This is a genomic window from Paraburkholderia sp. BR10936, assembly GCF_040965735.1.
GTDB classification, from domain to species: domain Bacteria; phylum Pseudomonadota; class Gammaproteobacteria; order Burkholderiales; family Burkholderiaceae; genus Paraburkholderia; species Paraburkholderia nodosa_A.
In genome coordinates this window covers 127,392-147,917 of the sequence record NZ_JBFRCM010000016.1, presented here as the reverse complement: position 1 = coordinate 147,917, position 20,526 = coordinate 127,392, and the positions used below count along the sequence as shown (strand labels likewise).

The 20,526-nt window shown below is 65.7% G+C and carries 19 protein-coding genes and 1 pseudogene; 3 read left to right on the top strand and 17 right to left on the bottom strand.

What is annotated here, in order from left to right; genetic code table 11:
• Positions 1-4 precede the first annotated feature (4 nt).
• The 12 genes from AB4Y36_RS29240 to AB4Y36_RS29185 are packed head-to-tail and all read right to left on the bottom strand — an operon-like array spanning position 5 to position 12,381.
• A complete protein-coding gene (locus tag AB4Y36_RS29240; RefSeq protein WP_368684879.1) occupies positions 5-1,186 on the bottom strand; it encodes a beta-ketoacyl-[acyl-carrier-protein] synthase family protein in 1,182 nt (393 codons plus the stop codon).
• Entirely contained in the window at positions 1,183-3,552 is a 2,370-nt protein-coding gene (locus AB4Y36_RS29235) for an MMPL family transporter (protein ID WP_368684878.1), read from the bottom strand. Before AB4Y36_RS29235 ends, AB4Y36_RS29240 begins: the two co-directional genes overlap by 4 nt.
• A 59-nt stretch (positions 3,553-3,611) precedes the next feature.
• A complete protein-coding gene (locus AB4Y36_RS29230; RefSeq protein WP_368684830.1) occupies positions 3,612-4,289 on the bottom strand; it encodes an outer membrane lipoprotein carrier protein LolA in 678 nt (225 codons plus the stop codon).
• A complete protein-coding gene (locus AB4Y36_RS29225) occupies positions 4,277-4,717 on the bottom strand; it encodes a thioesterase family protein (protein ID WP_069267959.1) in 441 nt (146 codons plus the stop codon). The genes AB4Y36_RS29230 and AB4Y36_RS29225 overlap by 13 nt, the downstream gene beginning before the upstream one ends.
• Positions 4,714-6,291: a histidine ammonia-lyase gene (gene hutH, locus AB4Y36_RS29220; RefSeq protein ID WP_368684829.1), complete on the bottom strand. Its 1,578-nt coding sequence runs from the start codon at positions 6,289-6,291 to the stop codon at positions 4,714-4,716. The genes AB4Y36_RS29225 and hutH overlap by 4 nt, the downstream gene beginning before the upstream one ends.
• Positions 6,278-7,999, bottom strand: a complete 1,722-nt coding sequence (locus AB4Y36_RS29215) for a glycosyltransferase (RefSeq protein WP_368684828.1) — start codon at positions 7,997-7,999, stop codon at positions 6,278-6,280. Before AB4Y36_RS29215 ends, hutH begins: the two co-directional genes overlap by 14 nt.
• The gene (locus AB4Y36_RS29210; protein ID WP_368684827.1) at positions 7,996-9,711 is read right to left on the bottom strand and encodes an AMP-binding protein; all 1,716 of its coding nucleotides are present in this window, start codon (positions 9,709-9,711) and stop codon (positions 7,996-7,998) included. Before AB4Y36_RS29210 ends, AB4Y36_RS29215 begins: the two co-directional genes overlap by 4 nt.
• The gene (locus AB4Y36_RS29205; RefSeq protein ID WP_368603512.1) at positions 9,708-10,364 is read right to left on the bottom strand and encodes a hypothetical protein; all 657 of its coding nucleotides are present in this window, start codon (positions 10,362-10,364) and stop codon (positions 9,708-9,710) included. Before AB4Y36_RS29205 ends, AB4Y36_RS29210 begins: the two co-directional genes overlap by 4 nt.
• A gap of 8 nt (positions 10,365-10,372) precedes the next feature.
• A complete protein-coding gene (locus AB4Y36_RS29200) occupies positions 10,373-10,624 on the bottom strand; it encodes an acyl carrier protein (protein ID WP_069267955.1) in 252 nt (83 codons plus the stop codon).
• A 3-nt stretch (positions 10,625-10,627) separates the two neighbouring features.
• Entirely contained in the window at positions 10,628-10,927 is a 300-nt protein-coding gene (locus tag AB4Y36_RS29195) for a phosphopantetheine-binding protein (protein WP_069267954.1), read from the bottom strand.
• Complete coding sequence (locus AB4Y36_RS29190) at positions 10,902-11,696, bottom strand: lysophospholipid acyltransferase family protein (RefSeq protein ID WP_368684826.1); 795 nt, start codon at positions 11,694-11,696, stop codon at positions 10,902-10,904. Before AB4Y36_RS29190 ends, AB4Y36_RS29195 begins: the two co-directional genes overlap by 26 nt.
• A complete protein-coding gene (locus tag AB4Y36_RS29185; RefSeq protein WP_368684825.1) occupies positions 11,680-12,381 on the bottom strand; it encodes a beta-ketoacyl synthase chain length factor in 702 nt (233 codons plus the stop codon). The genes AB4Y36_RS29190 and AB4Y36_RS29185 overlap by 17 nt, the downstream gene beginning before the upstream one ends.
• A 419-nt stretch (positions 12,382-12,800) precedes the next feature.
• Between AB4Y36_RS29185 and AB4Y36_RS29180 the strand changes: the two genes are divergently transcribed.
• The gene (locus AB4Y36_RS29180; protein ID WP_368684824.1) at positions 12,801-13,400 is read left to right on the top strand and encodes a LysE family translocator; all 600 of its coding nucleotides are present in this window, start codon (positions 12,801-12,803) and stop codon (positions 13,398-13,400) included.
• Between the two features lie 10 nt (positions 13,401-13,410).
• On the opposite strand, the gene AB4Y36_RS29175 is transcribed toward AB4Y36_RS29180, so the two are convergent.
• Entirely contained in the window at positions 13,411-13,929 is a 519-nt protein-coding gene (locus AB4Y36_RS29175; protein ID WP_368684823.1) for a hypothetical protein, read from the bottom strand.
• A 260-nt stretch (positions 13,930-14,189) separates the two neighbouring features.
• On the opposite strand from AB4Y36_RS29175, the gene purU reads away from it, so the two are divergent.
• The gene (gene purU, locus AB4Y36_RS29170; protein ID WP_342946207.1) at positions 14,190-15,071 is read left to right on the top strand and encodes a formyltetrahydrofolate deformylase; all 882 of its coding nucleotides are present in this window, start codon (positions 14,190-14,192) and stop codon (positions 15,069-15,071) included.
• Positions 15,072-15,087: 16 nt separating this feature from the next.
• Here the strand turns inward: purU and AB4Y36_RS29165 are convergent, their stop codons facing one another.
• Positions 15,088-15,348 carry a hypothetical protein gene (locus AB4Y36_RS29165; protein ID WP_069267948.1) on the bottom strand — a complete coding sequence of 87 codons (261 nt, stop codon included), beginning with the start codon at positions 15,346-15,348 and terminating at the stop codon, positions 15,088-15,090.
• Between the two features lie 236 nt (positions 15,349-15,584).
• On the opposite strand from AB4Y36_RS29165, the gene AB4Y36_RS29160 reads away from it, so the two are divergent.
• Positions 15,585-16,688 (top strand): GlxA family transcriptional regulator, encoded by a 1,104-nt coding sequence (locus AB4Y36_RS29160; RefSeq protein ID WP_368684822.1) that lies wholly within the window; start codon positions 15,585-15,587, stop codon positions 16,686-16,688.
• Between the two features lie 593 nt (positions 16,689-17,281).
• Here AB4Y36_RS29160 and AB4Y36_RS29155 read toward each other — a convergent pair.
• From AB4Y36_RS29155 to AB4Y36_RS29145, 3 genes and pseudogenes are all read right to left on the bottom strand, one after another.
• On the bottom strand, positions 17,282-18,274 hold the full coding sequence (locus tag AB4Y36_RS29155; RefSeq protein ID WP_368684821.1) for a GlxA family transcriptional regulator: 993 nt from the start codon (positions 18,272-18,274) through the stop codon (positions 17,282-17,284).
• A 44-nt stretch (positions 18,275-18,318) separates the two neighbouring features.
• Complete coding sequence (gene choW, locus AB4Y36_RS29150; RefSeq protein ID WP_368684820.1) at positions 18,319-19,215, bottom strand: choline ABC transporter permease subunit; 897 nt, start codon at positions 19,213-19,215, stop codon at positions 18,319-18,321.
• Positions 19,208-20,493: pseudogene (locus AB4Y36_RS29145) on the bottom strand (glycine betaine/L-proline ABC transporter ATP-binding protein); the annotation flags it as partial. The pseudogene AB4Y36_RS29145 and the gene choW, both read right to left, overlap by 8 nt.
• Between the last annotated feature and the right edge of the window lie 33 nt (positions 20,494-20,526).

The following is a 20,526-nucleotide window of genomic DNA, read 5'->3' as shown; positions in this document are numbered from 1 at the left end:
TCGATCACCGTCCGAGTATGAGTGAAACGTTGCTGCCGCCAAACGCGAAAGAGTTGCTCATCACGTATTGGCGCACGCCGTTGCGCGGCAAATGCCGCACGCCTTCGATCAGGTCGAGCGCGGGCAGCGCCGGGTCGGCTTGTCCATCCCACAGATGGCGCGGCAGCGCGACGTCGTCGCGAGCGAGCGCGAGCCATGCCAGGCCCAGTTCGCTCGCGCCCGCCGCGCCGAGCGTATGGCCCGTGAGCGGCTTCGTGCCGCTCGCGGCCACGCCGTCGGGGAACACGCGCGCCATCAGATGCGCTTCCATCTGGTCGTTCTTGATCGTGGCCGTTGCGTGCAGGTTGACGTAGCCGATCGCGGCCGCGCCGATGCCCGCGTCGGCGAGGGCCGCGCGCAAGGCGAGTTCGCCGCCCGTGCCCTGCGGGTCGGGCGCGGAAATATGGTGGGCGTCGCTCGACTCGCCCGCGCCCGCGAGCATCACCGGCCCTTCCTCGCGGGTCATCAGGAACACCGCCGCGCCTTCGCCGATGTTGATGCCGCGACGCTGCGCGCTCATCGGATTGGTTCGCACGGGGCTGGTCGATTCGAGCGAGGCGAAGCCTTGCAGCGTGAGTTCGCAAAGCGAATCGACGCCGCCCACGACGACGGCATCGCAAAGGTTCGCCCGCAGCAGACGGCGTGCGGCAGCGAACGCCTTCGCGCTCGACGTGCACGCCGTGGAGATCGTGTACGCCGGGCCGCGCAGATCGAGCGCCGCGGCGGCGAACGGCGCGGCCGTGCCGATCTCCATCTGGCGGTAGTCGAACGCCGAAGCGGCTTCTTGCTGCACAGGCTGCGTGAACATCGTTTCCGCGGCGCTGATGCCCGACGTGCTCGTACCCAGCACGACGCCGATACGGCCCGCGCCAAAACGTTCGCGCGCGGCTTCGATGGCGCTGCGGACCTGTGCCAGTGCGGCGAGCAGAAGCCGGTTATTGCGGCAGTCGTAGCAGGCGAGCGATGCGGGCGGCGCGATGCCGAGCGGCGCCTTCACGCTGCCCGCGAACGCCGTACCGGTGCGTGTCGCGATCGGCCCCATGCCGGGCGCCTCGCCGCGCGCGAGCGCTGCGACGATCGCAGGTACATCGTCGCCTAGCGCGTTGACCATGCCGAGCGCATGCAAATAGACAGGGAGCGCCATCAGGCCTTTCTCCGTTGATTCGTGGGCATGCCGCTTGTTCCGCTTATGCCGATAGGCGCGAGCATGACGGACACCATGATGCCGAGCGACAGGGTGGCGCCGAAGCTCTTGAGCGCGGGCATGGAACTCATGCCGAGCATGCCGAACGAGAGCAGCGTGGTCGCGGCGGACAGCAGCACGCCCGTCCATACGGCGCCGCGATCGGTGGCAGCGCGCATCGCGCCTTCGCGCAGAAAGACGGCATAGTTCGCACCCACGCCGAGCACGAGCATCAGCGCCAGCATGTTGAAGAGATTGATGCGCACGTGCGCATAGCCGAACGCTGCGAGCGTGACGCCGATGGCGAGCCATACCGGAAGCGCGACCGCGATCGCCCCGCGCCAGCCATAGCGGAACATCAGCAGCGCGAGCACGAGCGTGAGCGCGCCCGCGAGCCAGATCGCGCCGTCCTGTCGATACACGCCGAAGAGCCGCGACACGCTCGCCGCCTTGTCGACGAAGCTCACGCCGGGCAACGCGTGCGCGACGTCGAGCAGCGCAGGTGCGTTCGCAGCGGACACACCCTGCGGAATCACGATCGCCGCGAATGCACCGGGCGTGCTCGCGGAACGGCCGAGCCACAAGTGGCGGAACGGCTGCGACCAGGGTTCGGCAAGCCAGTCGTCCACGTGCAGCATGGAAGCGCGCGAGTGCGCCCAGGCATCGAGCCACGTTTGCGCCACCTCGTCACGAAAGCCCGCTGCGCCCAGCAGCGAGCGCAAGGCGGCGGGATCGGCGAACACATGCACGCCGAGCAGCGCGCGATCGGCCCGCTGCTGCGCTTCGGATGGCACGAACGACGTCACCGATTGCCAGCCGCTCAGCGCGGACGCGCCCGTGAGCGTGCCGAGCCGCGCGCACAACGCGTCGGTGCGCTCGAGCACGGCCTCGGGCGACGCGCCGCGCACGACGAAGAACTGCGCGCTGTTGTCGGCCCCCACTGCGCTCGACACCACGCGCTCCTGCGCAACGAGCGCCGGGTCCCGTTGGATCAGTAGATGAATGTCGTCGTCGCTGCGCAGTTGCAGCCAGCCCGGCACGGCGATGACAACGAGCGCCAGCGCGACGCCCCACGCGCGACGGCCGCCGATCAGCGCCTGCCATTTCGCGAGCGAGGCCGCGGCCACCGCGAAGAGCGTATGCGGACTGCGGCGCGCGGGCTGCGTCATGAGGCTCGGCAGCAGCCAGACAACAGAAGCGAAAGCCGTGAAGATGCCGACGATGGCGAAGCACGCGATCTGCCTGAGCGCCGGAAACGGCGCGAACGTCAGAATGGCGTAGCCAAGCAGGCTCGTGCTGAGCGCCACCGTGAGCGCGGGCAGCACCTCCCGCGCGCCGCGCCGCGAATCCCAGCCGTGCCGCGTGCCGAGGTAGACGACGAAGTACTGAATGGAGTAATCGACCGCCTCGCCGATCAGGCTCGCGCCGAACACCAGCGTCAGCAGATGCAGCTTGCCGAAGACGAGCATCGTGGCCGCGAGCGCGCACACGATGCCGAGCGCGGTGGAAACGAAACCGAGCAGGATCAGCCGAGGCGAGCGGAAGATCCAGAGCATGAGCAGCGCGATGCCCACGGCCGAAACGATGCCGATCACATGGACGTCGCGCTCCGAGGCGCGCCGCGCAGACTCGGCATAGAACACGGCGCCCGTGCGCGCGACCGTGACGTCGGGCCACGACGTCTTGAGCGCCGCTTCGCCGTTTGCGACGGCAAGCAGCACGCCCCGTTGAACGTCGGATTCGTAGGCAGACCCAGGCAGCGTGCCGATCACGAGCACGCTCGTGGTGTTGCCGCGATGCGCAACGAGGAAACCGTCCTCGATGGTGAGATTCGATGCCGCGAGCGGCAGCCCTGCGAGCCAGTGCTGAAGCCAGCCGAACGGATCGTCGGCGAGCGACGTTGCGAGACCCGCGTTCGGCAGGCCATAGAGGCGCTCGGCGAGCGCGCCGCGCAGCGTTTCTGTGCTCCCCGAGGCAGTCGCGCGGTCTTGCGCGGTCAGCAGGCCAAAGCGGTATGGCAGGTAGAAACGCGCAATGCGGCCGAAGTCGAATGGCGGAACTTGTGCCGTCACCGAAGCGAACGCGTGACTCGCGCTCAGCACCGCGCCCAGTTGGCCCGCTGCCGCTTTCGCGTGCGCCGCGTCGCTGCTCGACACGAGCAGCACGGCGCGGTTGCCGAGCGCGCTCGCGAGCTGGTCAACGGCCTCTTCGGCCACGGGGTCGGCCTCGGTTGCCGGCAGCAGTGCGAGCAGGTTCGTCTGCAGGGGCGTCGGCCCCGCAAAGCGCCAGGCGCAATACAGCGCCGCCGCGAGCGCGAGCAGCAGCCACATGGCGCGCAGCGTCCACTGCCGCCACGGCTGGGTTGCGGTGCGAAGCTCCGAGGAACTCACTATGGCGTTCCGAAAAGTTTCTGGTCGGCGGGCAAGAGTTCGGACACCTGCGCGCTGCCGCTAAAGTCATACTGCGTGACGTCGCCGTTGGCGAACGTGATGCGCAAGCTGCGCAGGAAGTCGCCGCCTTCCATCTCGATGCCGCGCAGCGCCTGCGCGATCTGCGGCTGGCGCGGCACGAGGCGCATCTGCCATTGCGAAGGCGTGCCGCGCGCCGCTACGTCGAATTGCGAGTACAGCCCGCTCAGGTCGCCGCCGAGCATCGCCCGCATCATCTTCGCAATCTCTGCCGCACCGCGCGCGCCCTGCGCGCCGCCGTTCCGGGTGCGCTGATCGGGTTGACCGTTGGCATCGATCACGGTGACGCCGCTGTCGCGCATGATCCACGTTTTCCTGTACGGCGTTTCGACCTGCCAGATCACGCCGCGCTCGCGAAAGAACAGCAGCGAGCCCGTGCTGACGAGCGGGGCTTTCATCGCGGCAAGCGTCTGCGTTTGCGTGAAATGCGCACGCACGCCGTTCGCGCGCGCAAGACGCGACGCGATCTGCGAGACGAGTGCCGCGTCGCCGGCGTCCGTGCTCAGGTTCACGGGCGCCGTCGCGGCCTGCGCCGGCATCCACATCGACTGAAGCGCAAGCAGTGCGGCCACCGCCGCGCATCGTTTCAACGCGCCCATGCACGCTCCAGCTTTTCGAACACGACAGGCGGCGAGACGAACTGCAGCTCCTGCGTGGCGGCGCTCACGGCGACCTGGATCGTGTAGCCCTTCGTGAGCCGCGTGCGCGAATCGCGATCGTAGACTTCGTAGCCGATTTTCAGGCGATTTTCGTACTCGAGCAGATGTGCGCAGACTTCGAGCTGCTGCCCATAAACGGCGGGCCGAACATACTTCAGATGCGCTTCGACCACGGGCCACACGTAGCCGGACGCCTGCATCTCGCGATAGTCGTAGTCGAACTTGCGCAGCAGCGCCGCGCGGCCGAACTCGAAATACTTCAGATAGTGGCCGTGCCAGCAGACATTCATCGCGTCCACGTCATGGAACGGAACTTCCACATTCGCGCTCGCGCTCAACATCGGCGCAACCTTGCGTGATTCGCTCATGGCCTGCCCTCCGCGTTCGGCCCGAGGAATTCGCCGGTTGCGATTCGCTCCGTTATGGCGCGCAGTTCGTGTTCGAGCGCGCGGTCCTCGTCGACGAATGGCGACGTCGCGGCCACGTCTTCCATGAATGCGGAAAGCGGCTCGGGAATGACGGTCTCGGCATTGCCGCGCAGTCGCAGTCGCGCGGCCTGCACGGTGGCGAGCGCGTGGGCGGCCGCGACCTGCTCCGTGAGTTGCAGCACGCGCAAGCAGTCGCGCGCCGCGATCGTCCCCATGCTCACCTTGTCCTGATTGTGTGCTTCCGTCGAGCGGGAAAACACGCTCGCGGGCATCGTGTGCTTGAGCGCCTCCGCCGTCCACGCCGACGACGAAATCTGCACAGCCTTGAAGCCGTGATTGATCGGCACGCGCGCCCTCGTCGCGCCCGTGAGGTTGCGCGGCAGGCCGTTGTTGAACTTGTCGTCGACGAGCAAGGCGAGCTGCCGGTCCATCAGGTCGGCAAGATTCGCCACGGCCGTCTTGAGGCCGTCCATGGCGAACGCAATATGGCCGCCGTAGAAGTTGCCGCCGTGCAGCACGCGCTCGCCGTCGGGATCGATCAGCGGATTGTCGTTGGCGCTGTTCAGTTCGTTCTCGATGTCGCGGCGCATCCACGTGCGCGCGTCGTTCGCGACGCCGATTACATGCGGCGCGCAACGGATCGAATAGCGGTCCTGCAATCGGTGGCCCGGCGTGTCCGGTCGGCCGGCCAGGTCAGCGCGGATCCAGGCCGCCGCTTCGCCCTGCCCGGCGTGCGGCTTGGCTTCGAAGATGAACGCGTCGAAATGCGCGGCTCGCCCGTCGAGCGCTACAGTTGCGAGCGCGGTGAGGCGCGCGGCGAGGCGCGAGAGCTGCGCCGCGCGCGTGAACGCGAGACAGGCGAGGCCCGTCATGACCGCCGTGCCGTTCATCAGCGCGAGGCCTTCCTTGGGCGCGAGCGTGAGCGGTTCGCGGCCAAGCGCGAACCACGCGTCGCGTGCCTCGCAGGGCGCGCCGCGAAACTGCACGCCGCGCTCGCCAACCAGCGCCGCTGCGACATACGAAAGCGGCGTGAGGTCGCCGCTTGCGCCCACCGAGCCTTCGGCGGGAATCCGCGGCAACACGCGATGATTGATGAGATCGGCGAGACGTTCGAGCAGCACCGGTCGCACGCCCGAAAGCCCGAACGCCAGCGAATTCAGACGCGCGGCGATCACGGCGAGCGCCGAGGCGTCGTCGAGATACTCGCCCATGCCGCAGCCGTGATAGCGCGTGAGCTGCAGCGGCAGGGCCTCGACGAGCGCCATCGGCACGTCGACGACGCAGGCGTCGCCGTAGCCCGTATTGACACCGTACACGGTCGCACCGGCTTCGAGATGGCGGCGCAAAAACTCCGCGCCGCGCGCGATGCGCTCGCGCCAGGCCGGGTCATCGTTGAGCCGCACGGCGGCGCCGCCACGCGCCACCGCCACGACGTCCTCGATCGTCAAATGGCGGCCGCCGAATATCACGGCATCCGCCTTGACTCCGGCATCCTTCAGGTCAGTCTCTGCCATTCGCTCCCCCACTGGGGCGCGCCCAGAAATCGTAGAAATTGAACCATTGGTAAGGCGCCTTGCGGCAATAGTGTTCGAGGCGCGACGCGAAGCGCTGCGCCCATGCCGCAATATGCTCGGCGCGGCCACGCCGCGGCAGCTCGATACGCTCGGCAAACGGCTCGAAGTAAAGCCGGTAGCCCGTGCGCTCTTTCAGGCAGAACAACAGATAAACGGGGCACGCGAGCGCATGCGCCAATACATAGGGTCCCTGAGCAAACGCGGCGGTCTCGCCGAGGAATTGCGCCTCGGTGGTACGGCCCGTTTCGCGCGCGGGCGTGCGGTCGCCGACGATGACGAGCAGCTCGCCGCGGTCGATGCGCTCCTGCATCATCAGCGCCGTTTGGGGGCCGAAGTCGCTCACCGGCACGAGATGCTGCGCGAAATCGTGATGGGCGGTAGCCAGCACGCTGTTGAAGCGTTTCGCGTGCTCCGTGTAGACGATGGCCGTCACCTTCGTCTGCGCGCCGCGCACGGCCAGCGCCCGCGCCATCTCGAGGTTGCCGTGGTGCGAGCCGATCACGAGCGCGCCGCGGCCGCTCGCGATCAACGCGTCGAACGCGCGTGGGTCATCGATCTCCACGTCGGCCGGACCGACGCGGCCCGTCCAGGCGGCCAGCTTGTCGAAGCCCGATTGCGCGAACGAGAGCATATGGCGGTAGGCCGTGAACCAGCCGGGGCGCGGCGTCTCGCGCTCCGGCGAACACTGCTGCAGCCGGTTGAAATAGCGCCGCGAGGCGTCCCGCGCGGGGCGGCCCGTCACGAGGAAGTACGCGACGATCGGATGCAGCCAAAGCGCGGTGAAGCGCCGCCCGAACAGGCCGCAACTCCAGGCCAGCAGCGCCATGCCGAGCCGGCTGCCGCGTTCGGCAGTGCGCCACCACGGGTCGTTGCCGTCGCCCGCAGCCGCCGTCCGTGCCAGAACCTGCGGCAGGACCTTATGCACGAGGAGCAGCGGCAGACGCGCGAGCATGCCCGCGACGAGCCGCGTATGGCTGCGGCTGATACGCACGTTGTCCCACAGCACGTCGAAATGCGAGACGCCCTCGGCCGCGTAGGTGACGGCGGTCGGAATCGAGACGAACGCCACGCGCCGCCAGTGCAGGCGCACGAGAATCTCGATGTCGAAGTCCATGCGCTCGGGCAGCTTCACGCTGTCGATCAGCGCGCACGCGAGGTCGAGCGGATAGAGGCGAAAGCCGCACATCGAATCGCGAATCGTGAACGAGAGCGTCTCGATCCACACCCACACGTGGGTCAGATAGCGCCCATAGAGGCGCGCTTTCGGCACACTCTCGTCGTACACGGGCTGGCCGATCACGACCGCGCGCGGATTGGCCTGCGCGGCGGCGAGAAAGCGCGGGACGTCCGCGGCGTCGTGCTGGCCGTCGGCGTCGATCTGCAGCGCGTGCGTATAGCCGGCGTCGCGCGCGGCGCGCAGCCCCGCCATCACCGCCGCGCCCTTGCCGCCGTTCACGGCCAGGCGCTGCAGCGTGAGCTTGCCGGCGTAGCGGCGCGCGAGGTCCGCCAGCACCTGCTGGGTGGCTTCGTCGCTGCCGTCGTCCACGACGATGAGCGGCAGGCCGTGGACGATCAGGTTCGCCACGGTGCCGCCGATCGCGTCCTTGTGGTTGTAGATCGGAATGACGATACAGGCCGCGAGGCTCATGCGGGCTCCCTGTATACGAAAGCGCCGGACGCGCAGTCACGCTCGCCGACGCGCCACGCGAACGCTACGCGGCGGCGCACGGCGTCGTGCTTGAGCACGAGCTTGAGCAGCACGCCCGGCGGTACCGGCATGGTGAATTTCAGTTGATCGATCGAGGCGAGCGCGCGCACGCCGGGCACCCAGTCGCGTGCGAAACGCATCGCCCAGTCCACCTGCACGACACCCGGCAGAATCGGCAGGCCCGGAAAGTGGCCCGCGAAATGAACGAGCGTGTGCGGCACGCGTAATTCGAATGCCCGCCCTTCTGCGTCGTCCCATTGAGCGAGCAGCTCGAACCCTTCTTCGCTGGCCGCGAACGCGCGGGCAACCGCTTGTGCCTGAACCTTGCCGCGCGAGTCGGCTGGCAGCGCGCGATGAATGCGCCAGTGGCGCGGCAGAACGACAGTGTCGAACCAGGCGGCGAGATGGCGGCGCAATGCTTTCAGGAGCAGAACGCGGCCGTCGCGGCGCAGCGTTTCGCGGCCCTCTGCGGTGAGCACCACGAGCGCGCCGATGCGCTCGCGCGAGCCGCCTTCGAGCAGTACCGCCCTCACTTCGGCAACGCCGGGATGCAGTAGCAGTTTGCTCTCCATCTCGCTGAGCGACACACGCTTGCCGTCGAGCTTGACCACGCGGTCGAGCCGCCCTTGCAGCACGAAGCGGCCGTATTCATCGAACGCGGCCTTGTCGTCGGTGCGATGCCAGCCGTCGTGGCCGAGGTGCGGCGAGCGCACTTCGAGCGCGCCGCCCTCTTCCGCTGCGGCCGCGCGCACGGCGATGCCCGGCATGGGCGTCCACGCTTGCGCTTCGGTTTGTCTGCGCCAGGCGATGCCGCCCGTTTCCGTACTGCCGTAGATCTCCAGCGGCGCGGCGCCGAACGTGGCGGCGTATTGCTTCGCCGTGTCGAGCGCCAGCGGGCCGCCCGACGAGAAAAACGCGCGCGGCTGCGCAGCGAGCGTCGCGAACCCCGGCAGATCGGGCCAGCGCGAGAGCTGTGCAGGCGTCGAGACGACGACAGTCGCGGCACAGTGCGCCGAACATTCGGCGATACGCGCCTGCAATTGAGCCGGGTCGGCACAGGTCGCGCGGGCGAACGGCCTGCCCGCGGCCAGCGGCCAGAAGACGCGGAACAGTAACCCGTAAATGTGGTGATGCGGCACGCTCGCGAGCACGGCCGCGTCGCCCAGCAGCGTGCCCCACGCGGCTTCGAGCGTATGCACTTCCGCGTCGAACTGCGCGAGCGTCTTGTGTACGGGCTTCGGCGTGCCGCTGCTGCCCGACGTGAAGAGCGTGAGCAATGCGTTCGCGTCGAACGCCATGCCGGGCTCGACGGGTTGATCCGCAGGGGTATCGGCACACCAGGCGGCAAGCTCGTTTTCGTCGAGCACCGCGTCGTACGCGTCGCTCAGTTCGGCGAGATAGCCCGGCGTCGCGTTCGCCGGAATCACGGGCACCTTGCCGGCCGCAAGCAGTCCGAACAAAGCGCAGGCGAACGGATACGGGTCGTCGCTCCAGAGCGCGAAGCGCAGGCCCGGCCGCGTGCGCATGCGCTCAGCGATGCCAAGCGCATGCGCACGGAACGTATCGAAGTCCGTTACGTTCGCGCCATCGACGCAAACGGCGCTGCGCGGCTCGCGGCAACGCGCCACGAGGAGCTCGTGCAATGCGATCACACCGCCTCCCGTCGCGCAGCACGCGGCAGCATGATCCATTTGCGCCAGACGAACTCGCCGGCGAGCAGCGCACCGATGATCAGATAGGAGAGCATGCCGTTGTAGAGCGACCAGGCGCGCGTGGGCCAGGCAAGCGCCGTCCAGGCAGAAAACGCACTGTTCAAAGCGAAGAAAATACACCAGAGCTGCGTGACGCGGCGCGTATAGCACACGATGTGCGCGGGCGGATCGGGATAGGTCAGGCGTGCGAATTTTTCGACCATCGACGGGCCCTTCACGAGGGTCGCGCCGAAGGCGACGAGCAGCCCGATATTCACGAGCGAAGGATACAGGCGCATGAGCCGTTCGCTATTGGTGATGACGATCGCCACCGAGGCGACATTGAGCATGACGGCAACGGCCCAGTCCACCGGCGTGAGCTTGCGCAGCGTTGCCGCGAGCGCGCCCGTGCCGGCCACGCGCTGCATCCAGAGCAGCACGAGCAGCAGCAAGCCCACGAAGCGCGGCGAATCCCAGCGCCACGCGCAGAGGATCACGACCGGGTAGGCGAGACTGGCCAGCAACCGCCACTTGCTGCGTGCCCGGCCAGCTGCTGCGTCGCTTTCACCTGCACCGGCAGGCTCAGCCGCGCCGTGCCCGCGAAGAACCGTCACGAATCGCCTCAGGCCTGGGTCACGAGCAGCGTCTCGACCGCGACGATCACGTCGCCCACGGTGCGCACCTGCTTGAACTCTTCCGGCTTGATGCGGCGGCCCGTCATTTCCTGGAGCTTGATGGCCAGATCGACGGCATCGATGCTGTCCAGATCCAGTTCCTCGAACAGGTGCGCCTCCGGCGTGACGCGCGCCGGATCGATATCGAAGTTCTCGTGAAAGATCTCGCGGATACGGTCGAGAATTTCAGCTTCGTTCATGATTCAATCCCCTTTCCCTGCAGTGGCTTCCAGCGCCTCGTTTTCGTTTGTGTGCCCCGCGACGAGCGCCGCGAGCGTGTTGATCGACCGGAAGTAGCCGCGCACGTTTTCGTCGTCGGCGTTGATGGTCAGTTGATAGCGCTGGCGCAGCACGATGCCGATCTCCAGTGCGTCGATCGAGTCGAGCCCCACGCCGTCGGTGTCGAACAGCGGCGCGTCGTCGTCGATATCGGCGGGCGTGAGATGCTCGAGATCGAGCGCCTCGATCAGGAGCCGCTTAATTTCCAGTTTTAAAGTATCCATAGTCAAACAGGTGCTGTGTGATTTGCGCCTCGATGGTGCGCGTAACGTTGCGCGCGGCGAGTGCGGAAGGCATGTCGCGCGGCGCGAGCGGCTGGACGCCGATGGGCGCCAGCACGTTCACGCTCATGCGGAAGGGCCGCTGCGGAACGTGATACCAGCGCATCTGCTTGGTGAAGGCGGGCGGATCGCAGTGCATGAGCACGGGCAGAACCGGCGCGCCGGCCTCGAGTGCCGTATGCGCGAAGCCGCGCGAGAACGCATGCAGGCGATTCGGCGCGGGGCTGCGTGAGCCTTCGGGAAAAATGATCATGCTGTAGCCGTTCGCGAGCTGGCGCGCGCAGTCCTGCACGAAGCCTGTGGGATCGGCGTTGCTCACGTACTCGGCCGCGCGCACGATGCCCCAGAAGCACGGGTTGCGCCAGTGCGCGTTCTTCACGACGCAACAGGCCGAAGGCGTGAGCGCGAGCAGCACCACCACGTCGAGATAGGTGGGATGGTTCGCGACAACGATGGCGGGTGCGCCCGAGCGCAGCGCGTTCGCGCCGGCCACGTCGAGCTTCATGACGCCCGCGCGCTGCAAGGCGGCCACGAGCGAGCGGAAAAACCAGTGAATGACGGTGGTAACCGCGCGCTGCCGCGAAGCGCGATGCGGCCAGACCGCTGCGAGCGGAAAGACGATCACCGAGAAGAGCAGCCCGCACGCGCCGAAAAACGCGAGACTGAAGCCGGTGGCGAAGAGCCGCCAGCCATAATCAAGCCGAGCCGACATGCCAGCTCCATTGCCATGTGCCGCCGCTGCCCTGCCACGCGGCGCTTTCGCCGCCGCTCAGGCAGTGATGCAGCGCTTCACTTTGCGTAGCGAATTGGCGTGCCTGTGCTGCCGAGCCCGGCTTGTTTTCCGCGATGGAGCACGCGAGCCGGCCTTGCGGCGCCTCGCTCGCATCGAGCAGCAACGCGAACGCGCCGCGCTGCACTTCCTGCTCGACCGTGCCGTAGCGCGCGTCGGCGGGTTCGTCGGCGTAGACGACCAGGACCGGGCTTTCGGGGTCTTCCGTATGCAGCGCATGGCCTTCGAGCAGCGCGTAGCCCAGCGTCTGTGCCCCTGCCGAGAGGGCCGTAGCCGGCGAACGGTCGCCGCGCACGATGCCGAACAGCCCCGTCATCGCATTGAGCACGGAAAGGCTGAAGGCGTTCGGTGAAACGGGCTTGTGTGCTTCGATGTCGCGCAGAATGTCCGTCGTGCGGCGCAACTCGCCGTGCCGCGATGCGAAAACCACGCGCGGCCTGGTTTGCGCATCGACGCAGTCGCCCGCCACCTTCAGCGCCATCCGCGAAAGCGCGCTCAGGCGGCGGCGCATCATCGGATCGACGAACGCAACCTCAGGCACACTTTCCGATGCGGAAGACCAGAAGGACCAGCGCGCCACGGGCATGGTCCACGACAAATCAGGCATAGGGGTTGACGATAGCGGCCGCAGCGTGCGGGCTCTCGACCCCGAACGGCGTATGTTTATTTTTCCTCGACCCGCAAAATTTTCTGGGCAAAGTTCTCGTGCGTGCTTTAACGGCGGGCGTCGCGAATTATTTAGGGTGAAACAAGAAATATTTTGAAATGATTTGTTACGCATCAAGAGATGCATTGAAATCAATAATTTAGGCGCGTGGCATAAGCACGCATTTGGACAAAGCAGATGCCGCTCTCAACATCACGAATATCGGCCGATGGTTTAGCGCATCGAACCCGGCTGAAATAGGCATATATCGGCGCTAGTCGTAGAATGCGGGCGCCGCGGGACAGTTTTCGTCACTGGCTGCCATAACGCCCTACAGTCGGCTTTCAATCATCCAAACACCCTGTTCCCTAGTCGCTCCCATGCTTTCCATTTCCACCATCGGGCTGATGGTCTCGGGCTCTGCGATCGTGCTGCTCATGCCGGGGCCGACCAACACGCTGCTCGCCGCCGCCGGGTTGCGGCAGGGCCTGCGCCGCTCCGCGCATCTGACTGCAGCCGAACTGGCCGGCTACCTGGTGTCGATTACCGTCTGGGGGCTTTGCTTCACCCACGCATCGCATTCGCTGGGCTGGCTGCCGAAGGTGCTGCGTGTGGCCAGCAGCCTCTATCTGGCGTGGCTCGCCTTGCGCCTCTGGTTCACCGCCAACTCGATCGAAACCTCGGCCAGGGGCGTAGTGAGCACGCGCACGCTGTTCAGCGCCACGGTGCTCAATCCCAAGGCCATTTTGTTCGCGGGCTCGATTTTCCCGCCCGCGGCGTTCGCGAGCGTCATGACGTGGTTCCAGGCCATGGCGATCTTCGCGGTCTTGCTGATTCCCATCGGCCTGACGTGGATCGCCATTGGCGCCGCGCCGCGCAACGGTCGTGCACCGTTCATTCGTCCCGCGTTCTTCCAGCGCTGCGCGTCCGTCGTGGTGGGCGCCTTCTCCGTGTCGCTCATGTGGGCGCTCGCGCACTGACGCTATCGCGTCATTCCCGGGCTCGAGCGGCTTGCGGCGGAACGAGTTCGGCAACGCTGAACCAGCGGCTGCCAGGCGTGCCAGCCAGGCGCTGCAGCGCCTCGGCGTCTTTCACGCCGCATTCCACCGGAAAGGACTTCGCTGAGTAAGCGGCTAGCCAGAGGGTCCGCATCACGCCATCGGTGAACGCAACGTACGGTACGGCGGCGCTCGCCGGGCAACTGACTTCCGCAAGCGGCACCGGATCTTCTTCGCCGAAACTGAAACCTTCGGCCGCCAGTTCGAAGCGCGGGTCGGCACGCCATATTCGCGGATTGCCGTCTGCGAGCCCGGCGTGCTCGCTGCGCGGGTCGGCACGCCAGAGCCTCAGGAAGCGCGCGCAGTCGACTTCGACCACGGCCCGTTCGTCGTTGCCGTAGTTCGAGCGGCTCACCGACATATACACATCGGCGACCGATGTGCGCACGCGAAAAAGCGCGGCACACTGCCCGTTCAACGCCCTCGCCTGCAGACCCAAATAACTCTCCATCTCCGCTCCCGTATCGCCGCAGCCCATGCTTGCCGGAGAAAAAAGCGGCGGATAGGAGGAACGCGACAGCCATAGGGGCAAAAACGACCTTCTTGTTGCTGGTGCAGGTTTGGCGTTGGGTTGGCGTATTCATTCTCTCGATACAGCGCGTGGGTTCTATGTGCGGCATGCCGATTGGTGGCTTACTTGCGCCATCAAGCCAGCGCCCCCGCACGACGCGCAAGATGCAGCGGGCGCACCACGACACGAGGAGAACGCGCATGCCCACCGAAGACCCGCAGCACCGCTACGTGCTCACGCTATCCTGCCCCGCCGCCGCGGGGCAGGTTGCCGCGGTCGCCGGCTTTCTCGACGCGCACCGCGGCTATATCGACGAGCTCACGGTGTTCGACGACGACATCAGCACGCGCTTCTTCCTGCGCTGCGTCTTTCACGAGGTCGTGCAGCCCGGCGCGGGCGAGCGCTTCGATCTCGCGGGCCTGCGGGACGAGTTCGCGAGCGTCGCGCGCAAGCACGAAATGACCTGGGCCATTCACGACCTGCGGGTGCGTCCCAAAGTGCTCATCATGGTGTCCAAGCTCGAACACTGCCTCGCCGACCTGCTGTTTCGCTGGCGCATGGGCGAGCTGCAGATGGACATTGCGGGCATTGCCTCGAATCACCGCGATTTCGAGCCGCTCGCAAAACAGCATGACCTGCCGTTTCACTATCTCCCCGTCACGCCTGAAACGCGGCGTGAACAGGAAGCCGCCATCCTCGACTTGTTCGATTCGACCGGTTCGGAACTGCTGATTCTCGCGCGCTACATGCAGATTCTTTCAGACGAAACGAGTCGGAGGCTGGCCGGCCGCGCCATCAACATCCACCATTCCTTCCTGCCCGGCTTCAAGGGCGCGCGCCCGTATCACCAGGCGCACGTGCGCGGGGTCAAGCTGATCGGCGCGACGGCGCACTTCGTCACCGACGATCTCGACGAAGGCCCGATCATCGAGCAGGAAGTGCAGCGGGTGGACCACTCGCTGAACCCCGAGCGCCTGCTGGCCGTCGGCCGAGACGTGGAATGCGTGACGCTCGCGCGCGCCGTGCGCGTATTTCTCGAGCGCAGGGTCTTCATCAACGACGGCCGCACCGTCGTACTGTAAGCAAGCGTATGAGCGTTCACGCCGCCATGCTGTAGCGGCGCTGCGCCTGTGCCGCCAGCGCCGCGAACGCGCCCTCGCTCATCCTGCTCGCCACCCGCTCTGCATAGTCGTGATGCCGCTGCGCGAGCGGCGCGCCCACGCAACGCGCCTGCAGATAGCGCAGCAGCCCGATACGCCCGTGTCCGCGCGCCATGCTCTGCTCCAGCAGGGCGAGCGCGGCTTCGGCGTCGCCGTGACAGGCGCGTTTGTTGAGTTCGACGGTTGCGGTGCGCGGCATGACAGCAGGCCTCGTGGACAGGGGCAGCGTGGGGCGTGTGCCCGCTAGGGAGTTGACCAAAGCGGCGGCGCCGCCGCTAGAATGAACGCGCCAGAGCGGCGGAACCGCCCCGCCATGCTGCGTGTATTCCTTCAAAACTTCGCTTTTGCGAAGATCGATGTCGGAAACGGACAAGCGCCTCGGGGCCTTATCGGGGAAGCTTGGCTAAAACCGCATCGTCGCTTTCCTGTGCCTCCATGTCCGACACACTCGCCACCGCCGTTTCCATCGACGCCGCTCCCAAGGAGCGCATCCGTTTCGGCATCGTGCTGCTGCCGAACTTCACGCTGACCGCGTTCTCGGGTTTCGTCGACATGCTGCGTCTGTCTGCCGACGAAGGCGACTACAGCAAGCCCGTGCGCTGCTCGTGGCGCGTGATCGGCGAAACGCTCGCACCCGTGCGTGCGAGTTGCGGCATCCAGATCGCGCCTTGGGAAACCTTCGCCGAAGCCGAACCGGTCGACTATCTCGTGGTCGTGGGCGGACTGCTGCACTCCGGCCCGCACGCCAGCGAAGCGACGCTTCAGTACATCCGTCGCGCGGCCGGCGGCGAGACGACAGTCGTCGGGATCTGCACAGGCGTTTTCGCGCTCATGCGCGCCGGCGTGCTCGATGGTCACCGTATTTGCGTGAGCTGGTTCCACTATTGGGACTTCATCGAGCGCTTCCCCAACGTCAATGCCGATGCCATCGTCGCCGACCGTCTGTTCGCGATCGACCGGCGCCGCATTACCTGCTCGGGCGGCCGCGCGTCGATCGACGTCGCCGCTGCCATTTTGCTGCGCCACTTCGATCATGCGACTGTGCAGAAGGCGCTGCGCATTTTGCTGGTCGGCGAAATGCAAAAGGGCAATGCGCCTCAGCCTCATCCGCCCGGTCTCGAGCCTGCCACGCACCCGAAGGTGAAGCGCGCCGTACTGTTGATGGAGCAGCAGGTTGGCCGCAACGTGCCGCTGGAAGAACTGGCCTGCAAGCTGAACCTCTCGCCGCGGCAACTCGAACGCCTTTTCAAGGCGGAGACGGGGAAGAGTCCGCGCGCGTTTGCCAATGCGTTGCGTCTGCGGACGGCCGCCTGGTTACTCACGAGTTCGGATCGCACCGTTGCTGATATTGCTTCTAGTTGCGGGTTTTCGGATGCTTCGCATCTTGGGCGTGAGTTTCGCAAGCAGTTTGGCGTGCCGCCGGTGATGTTTCGCGCGCAACGTAGTGGGCAGGATGCGGTGCAGTTGGCGGATCTCGATGCGCTATTGCGGAGTGGTGCTGCGCTTGCTGAGGTGGGTGTTAGTGGTTCCTTGCATTGACTTTTTTTGCCGGTTGGGCGCTTTTTTGGGCCTTTCCTTGTTTTCGCGTCGGTATGCATGCGTTGCCCCTGTGCGGGGCGGCACCTACTTTCTTTGCGGCGGCAAAGAAAGTAGGCAAAGAAAGCCGCTCAAACCGCTAATGCCTGCCACAGTTCACATCTCGCCGTACATGGTGAATGGCTCCGGAGCGTCTGTCGCCTCGCACCACCTAAGTTAGTGACAAGGCGCTCATTCATCCCGCTGCTCGCTTCGCGCGCTGCGGTGGGGTCTGCATGGGAAACCAGCGGGCACGCGTGAGCATTCGCGAGAACTCATGTGCCCCACTGGTTTTAGGTTATGCCCTTCGGCGCGCGTAGCGCCGCCGGAAGGATGAGCGCCTTGTCACTCCGTTTGGGGGCGAGTGGTGACAGACGCTCCGGAGCCATTCGCCATAAGCGGCGCGATGTGAACCGTGGCAGGCGCTGGCGGTTTGAGCGGCTTTCTTTGCCTACTTTCTTTGCCGCTGCAAAGAAAGTAGGTGCCGCCCCGCACAGGGGCAACCCAGGCATACCGCCGCGAAAACAAGGAAAGGCCAAAAAAACAAAAAAATCCGATCAATCAGCGCCGCGCCGCTCATGACTCGGCGCATGCCCAAACTGCACCCGATACGCCTTACTAAAATGGCAGGGTGAATTAAACCCACAAATAGCGGTCACACGAGAAATCGAAGTATCGGTAGTCCGCAACAGCTCCCGCGCGCGCTTCAGCCGCAACGTCAAGTAATAATGCGTCGGCGAAACGTTGAGATACGCCTTGAACATCCGCTGCAAATGCCGCTGCGAAAGCCGAACGAGCCGCGCGAGTTCCTCCAGCGACAGAGGCTCCTTGATATTAGCCTCCATCAACCGCACGACCTCCACCAACTCGGCACGCGAAAAACCCACACGCGCATCCACGGGGATAGGCTGCAAATCCGTCGAACTGCGAATCCGCTCGAGAATGAACTGTTCGGACACCTTAGCGGCAAGACTCTGCCCAAGACTCGCACCAACGAGTTCGAGCATCAGATCAAGCGGCGCGGTGCCGCCCGTGCAAGTAAGGCGGTCGCGATCGACCACAAACAGCTCATCGGCGAAACGCACACGCGGAAACTCTTCATGCAGGACCGTGAGATCCTCCCAATGCACTGCGCAGCGATAACCGTCCAGCAACCCGCTCGCCATCAGCGCATAAGCACCGGTGCAGATGCCGCCGAGCGGCACGCCCTGCTGCGCCACCATGCCGAGCGTGGCGCGCACGCCTTCGCTCATGATCTCGCGTATGCGTATGCCGCCGCACACAATCAGCACGTCGGGCAGGCACGCCGGGTCGAGCGCCTGCGCGGGGCGCACGGTGATGCCGTTGCTTGCTCGGGCCGGTGCGCCATCGAGCGAGTAGATCGACCAGCGGTAATGGTCCGCGCGCCCCACGTAGTTCGCCATGCGCAGAACCTCGACCGCACTCGAAAACGCGATCATCGAGAAGTTCTGCAACGTCAGGAAACCGAAATGCCTGAGAGACGATGCCGTGCGCGTTTCGGGCTCGGGAACGGCGATGTCGATCGTCACATTGCGCTCCTCGGGAACGACGGTTGATCGTGTTACTTCAACGCTTACGCCTCTACGACTGCGGGACGCACTCGCATCAGTTGCTTCAGTCCGGAGAACAGCGGCGCTTTTACCGCGCCCGGCGCCCGGCCAAAGCTCTCCGTAATCCGGTCAAGGATGATGGCGAGCAGCACGACGGAAAGTCCGCTTTCGAAGCCGAGGCCAATATCCAGCCGCTGAATGCTTGCGAGCACGTCGTTGCCGAGACCGCCCGCGCCCACCATCGAAGCGATGATGACCATGGAAAGCGCCATCATGATGGTCTGGTTCACGCCCTGCATAATGGACGGCAGCGCGTTCGGAAACTGCACCTTGTACAGCAGCTGCCACGGCGTGCAGCCGAACGCCTGCCCTGCTTCGACGATCTCGCGGTTCACGTGCTTGATGCCGAGACTCGTGAGACGAACGGCAGGCGGCATGGCGAAGATCACCGTGGACAGAATGCCAGGCACGCGGCCGAGACCGAATAGCATCGCGGCGGGAATCAGATAGACGAAGGCCGGCATGGTCTGCATCAGGTCGAGGATGGGCCGCACGATCGTATGCACGACTTTGCTCTTCGCTGTCCAGATGCCAAGCGGAATGCCGATCACGAGGCTGATCACCGTTGACGAGAGCGTGAGGCCGAGCGTCACGACGGTCTGATCCCAAAAGCCGGTTGCGTAGATCAGCAATAGCGAGCAGGTGGCGAAGATCGCGAAGCGCCAGCCCACGCGCCACAGGCCGATTGCGATGAAGAACGCCATGAGCGCCCACATGGGAATGGCCTGCAAGCCGTGCTCGACGAACGCCGCGAAGCCCTCGATTGCCTTGCCGACGGCGTCGAAGCTGTTGGCGTCGTGGTCGAGCAGATAGTGAACCGACTGATCGACCCACTGGCCGACGGGAATGATCTCAGACATGGGCGGCACCTCGATTACGCGTAATGACCTTCAGCACGGCGGCCTGATCGATGGAGCCGCAATAGCGGCCCTCGTCGTCGACCACGGGCAGCGCCGTCGTGTTCGCACACACCCGCGAGACCACCTGCTCCAGCGGCGTGCCAAGCGTGATGCATTCGACTTTCTTCAGCGACGGCTGCGCGGCGCCGATCGCATCGCGCGTGACGCAACCGCTGATGCGGCGCTGGGCGTCCAGCACGAACGCGTAATCGGCGCTGCCGTTGAGCGACGAGGCCACGCTCTTCGCGTCGAGCGTGCGGATGACCGGCACGGCTTCGCGTTGCATGAGGTCGCCGGCGGTGAGGTAGCGGCTCGTGTCCACGCCGTCGAAGAACGCGCGCACATAATCATCGGCGGGGTTGCTGATGATTTCCTGCGGCGTGCCGATCTGCACGATGCGTCCGCCTTCCATGATCGCGATACGGCTGCCGATGCGCAGCGCCTCTTCGAGGTCGTGCGAAACGAACATGATCGTGCGGCGCTGCTCTTTCTGCAGTTGCAGCAGCACGTTCTGCATTTCCTTGCGCTTGAGCGGATCGAGCGCGGAGAATGCTTCGTCCATGATCATGAGCGAAGGATTCACCGCGAGCGCGCGAGCGAGGCCCACGCGCTGCTGCATGCCGCCCGAAAGCTCGGCGGGCAGCTTCTGCGCAAACGCCGCGAGGCCGACCTGTTCCAGCACGGCCAGCGCGCGCCGCTCGCGCTCCTTGCGGCCCACGCCCGCCACTTCGAGGCCGAACGCGGCATTCGCAAGCACACTGCGCTGCGGCATGAGCGCGAACGACTGGAACACCATGCTCATGTCGGTGCGGCGCAGCGAGACCAGCTCAGAGCGGCGCACGGCCGCGATATCGCGCCCGTCGATGACGACCTTGCCGGCGGTGGGTTCCACGAGCCGGTTGATGAGCCGGATCAGCGTGGACTTGCCCGAGCCTGAGAGGCCCATCAGCACGAAAATCTCGCCCTCGTGCACCTCGAACGACGCATTGTTCACGCCGAGCACATAGCCGGTCTTCGCGAACAGCTCGTCTTTCGTCGCGCCCTTCGCGAGCAGTTCACGGGCAAGCTTCGGGTTGGGCCCGAACACCTTGCATAATCCATCGACCACGATCTTGGGGGATTTCATCGACTCCGTCTCCTCGAACGGCAGGCGCCGGCCCGCACGGTATGTCTACATAGTTGCCAGAAAAATCCCTGCCGGGATGGCGAATTGCGACAGACGCTTGCGCAAAAGCGACACGGCGCCGCGTCAGAAAGGTCACATGCTGCGCG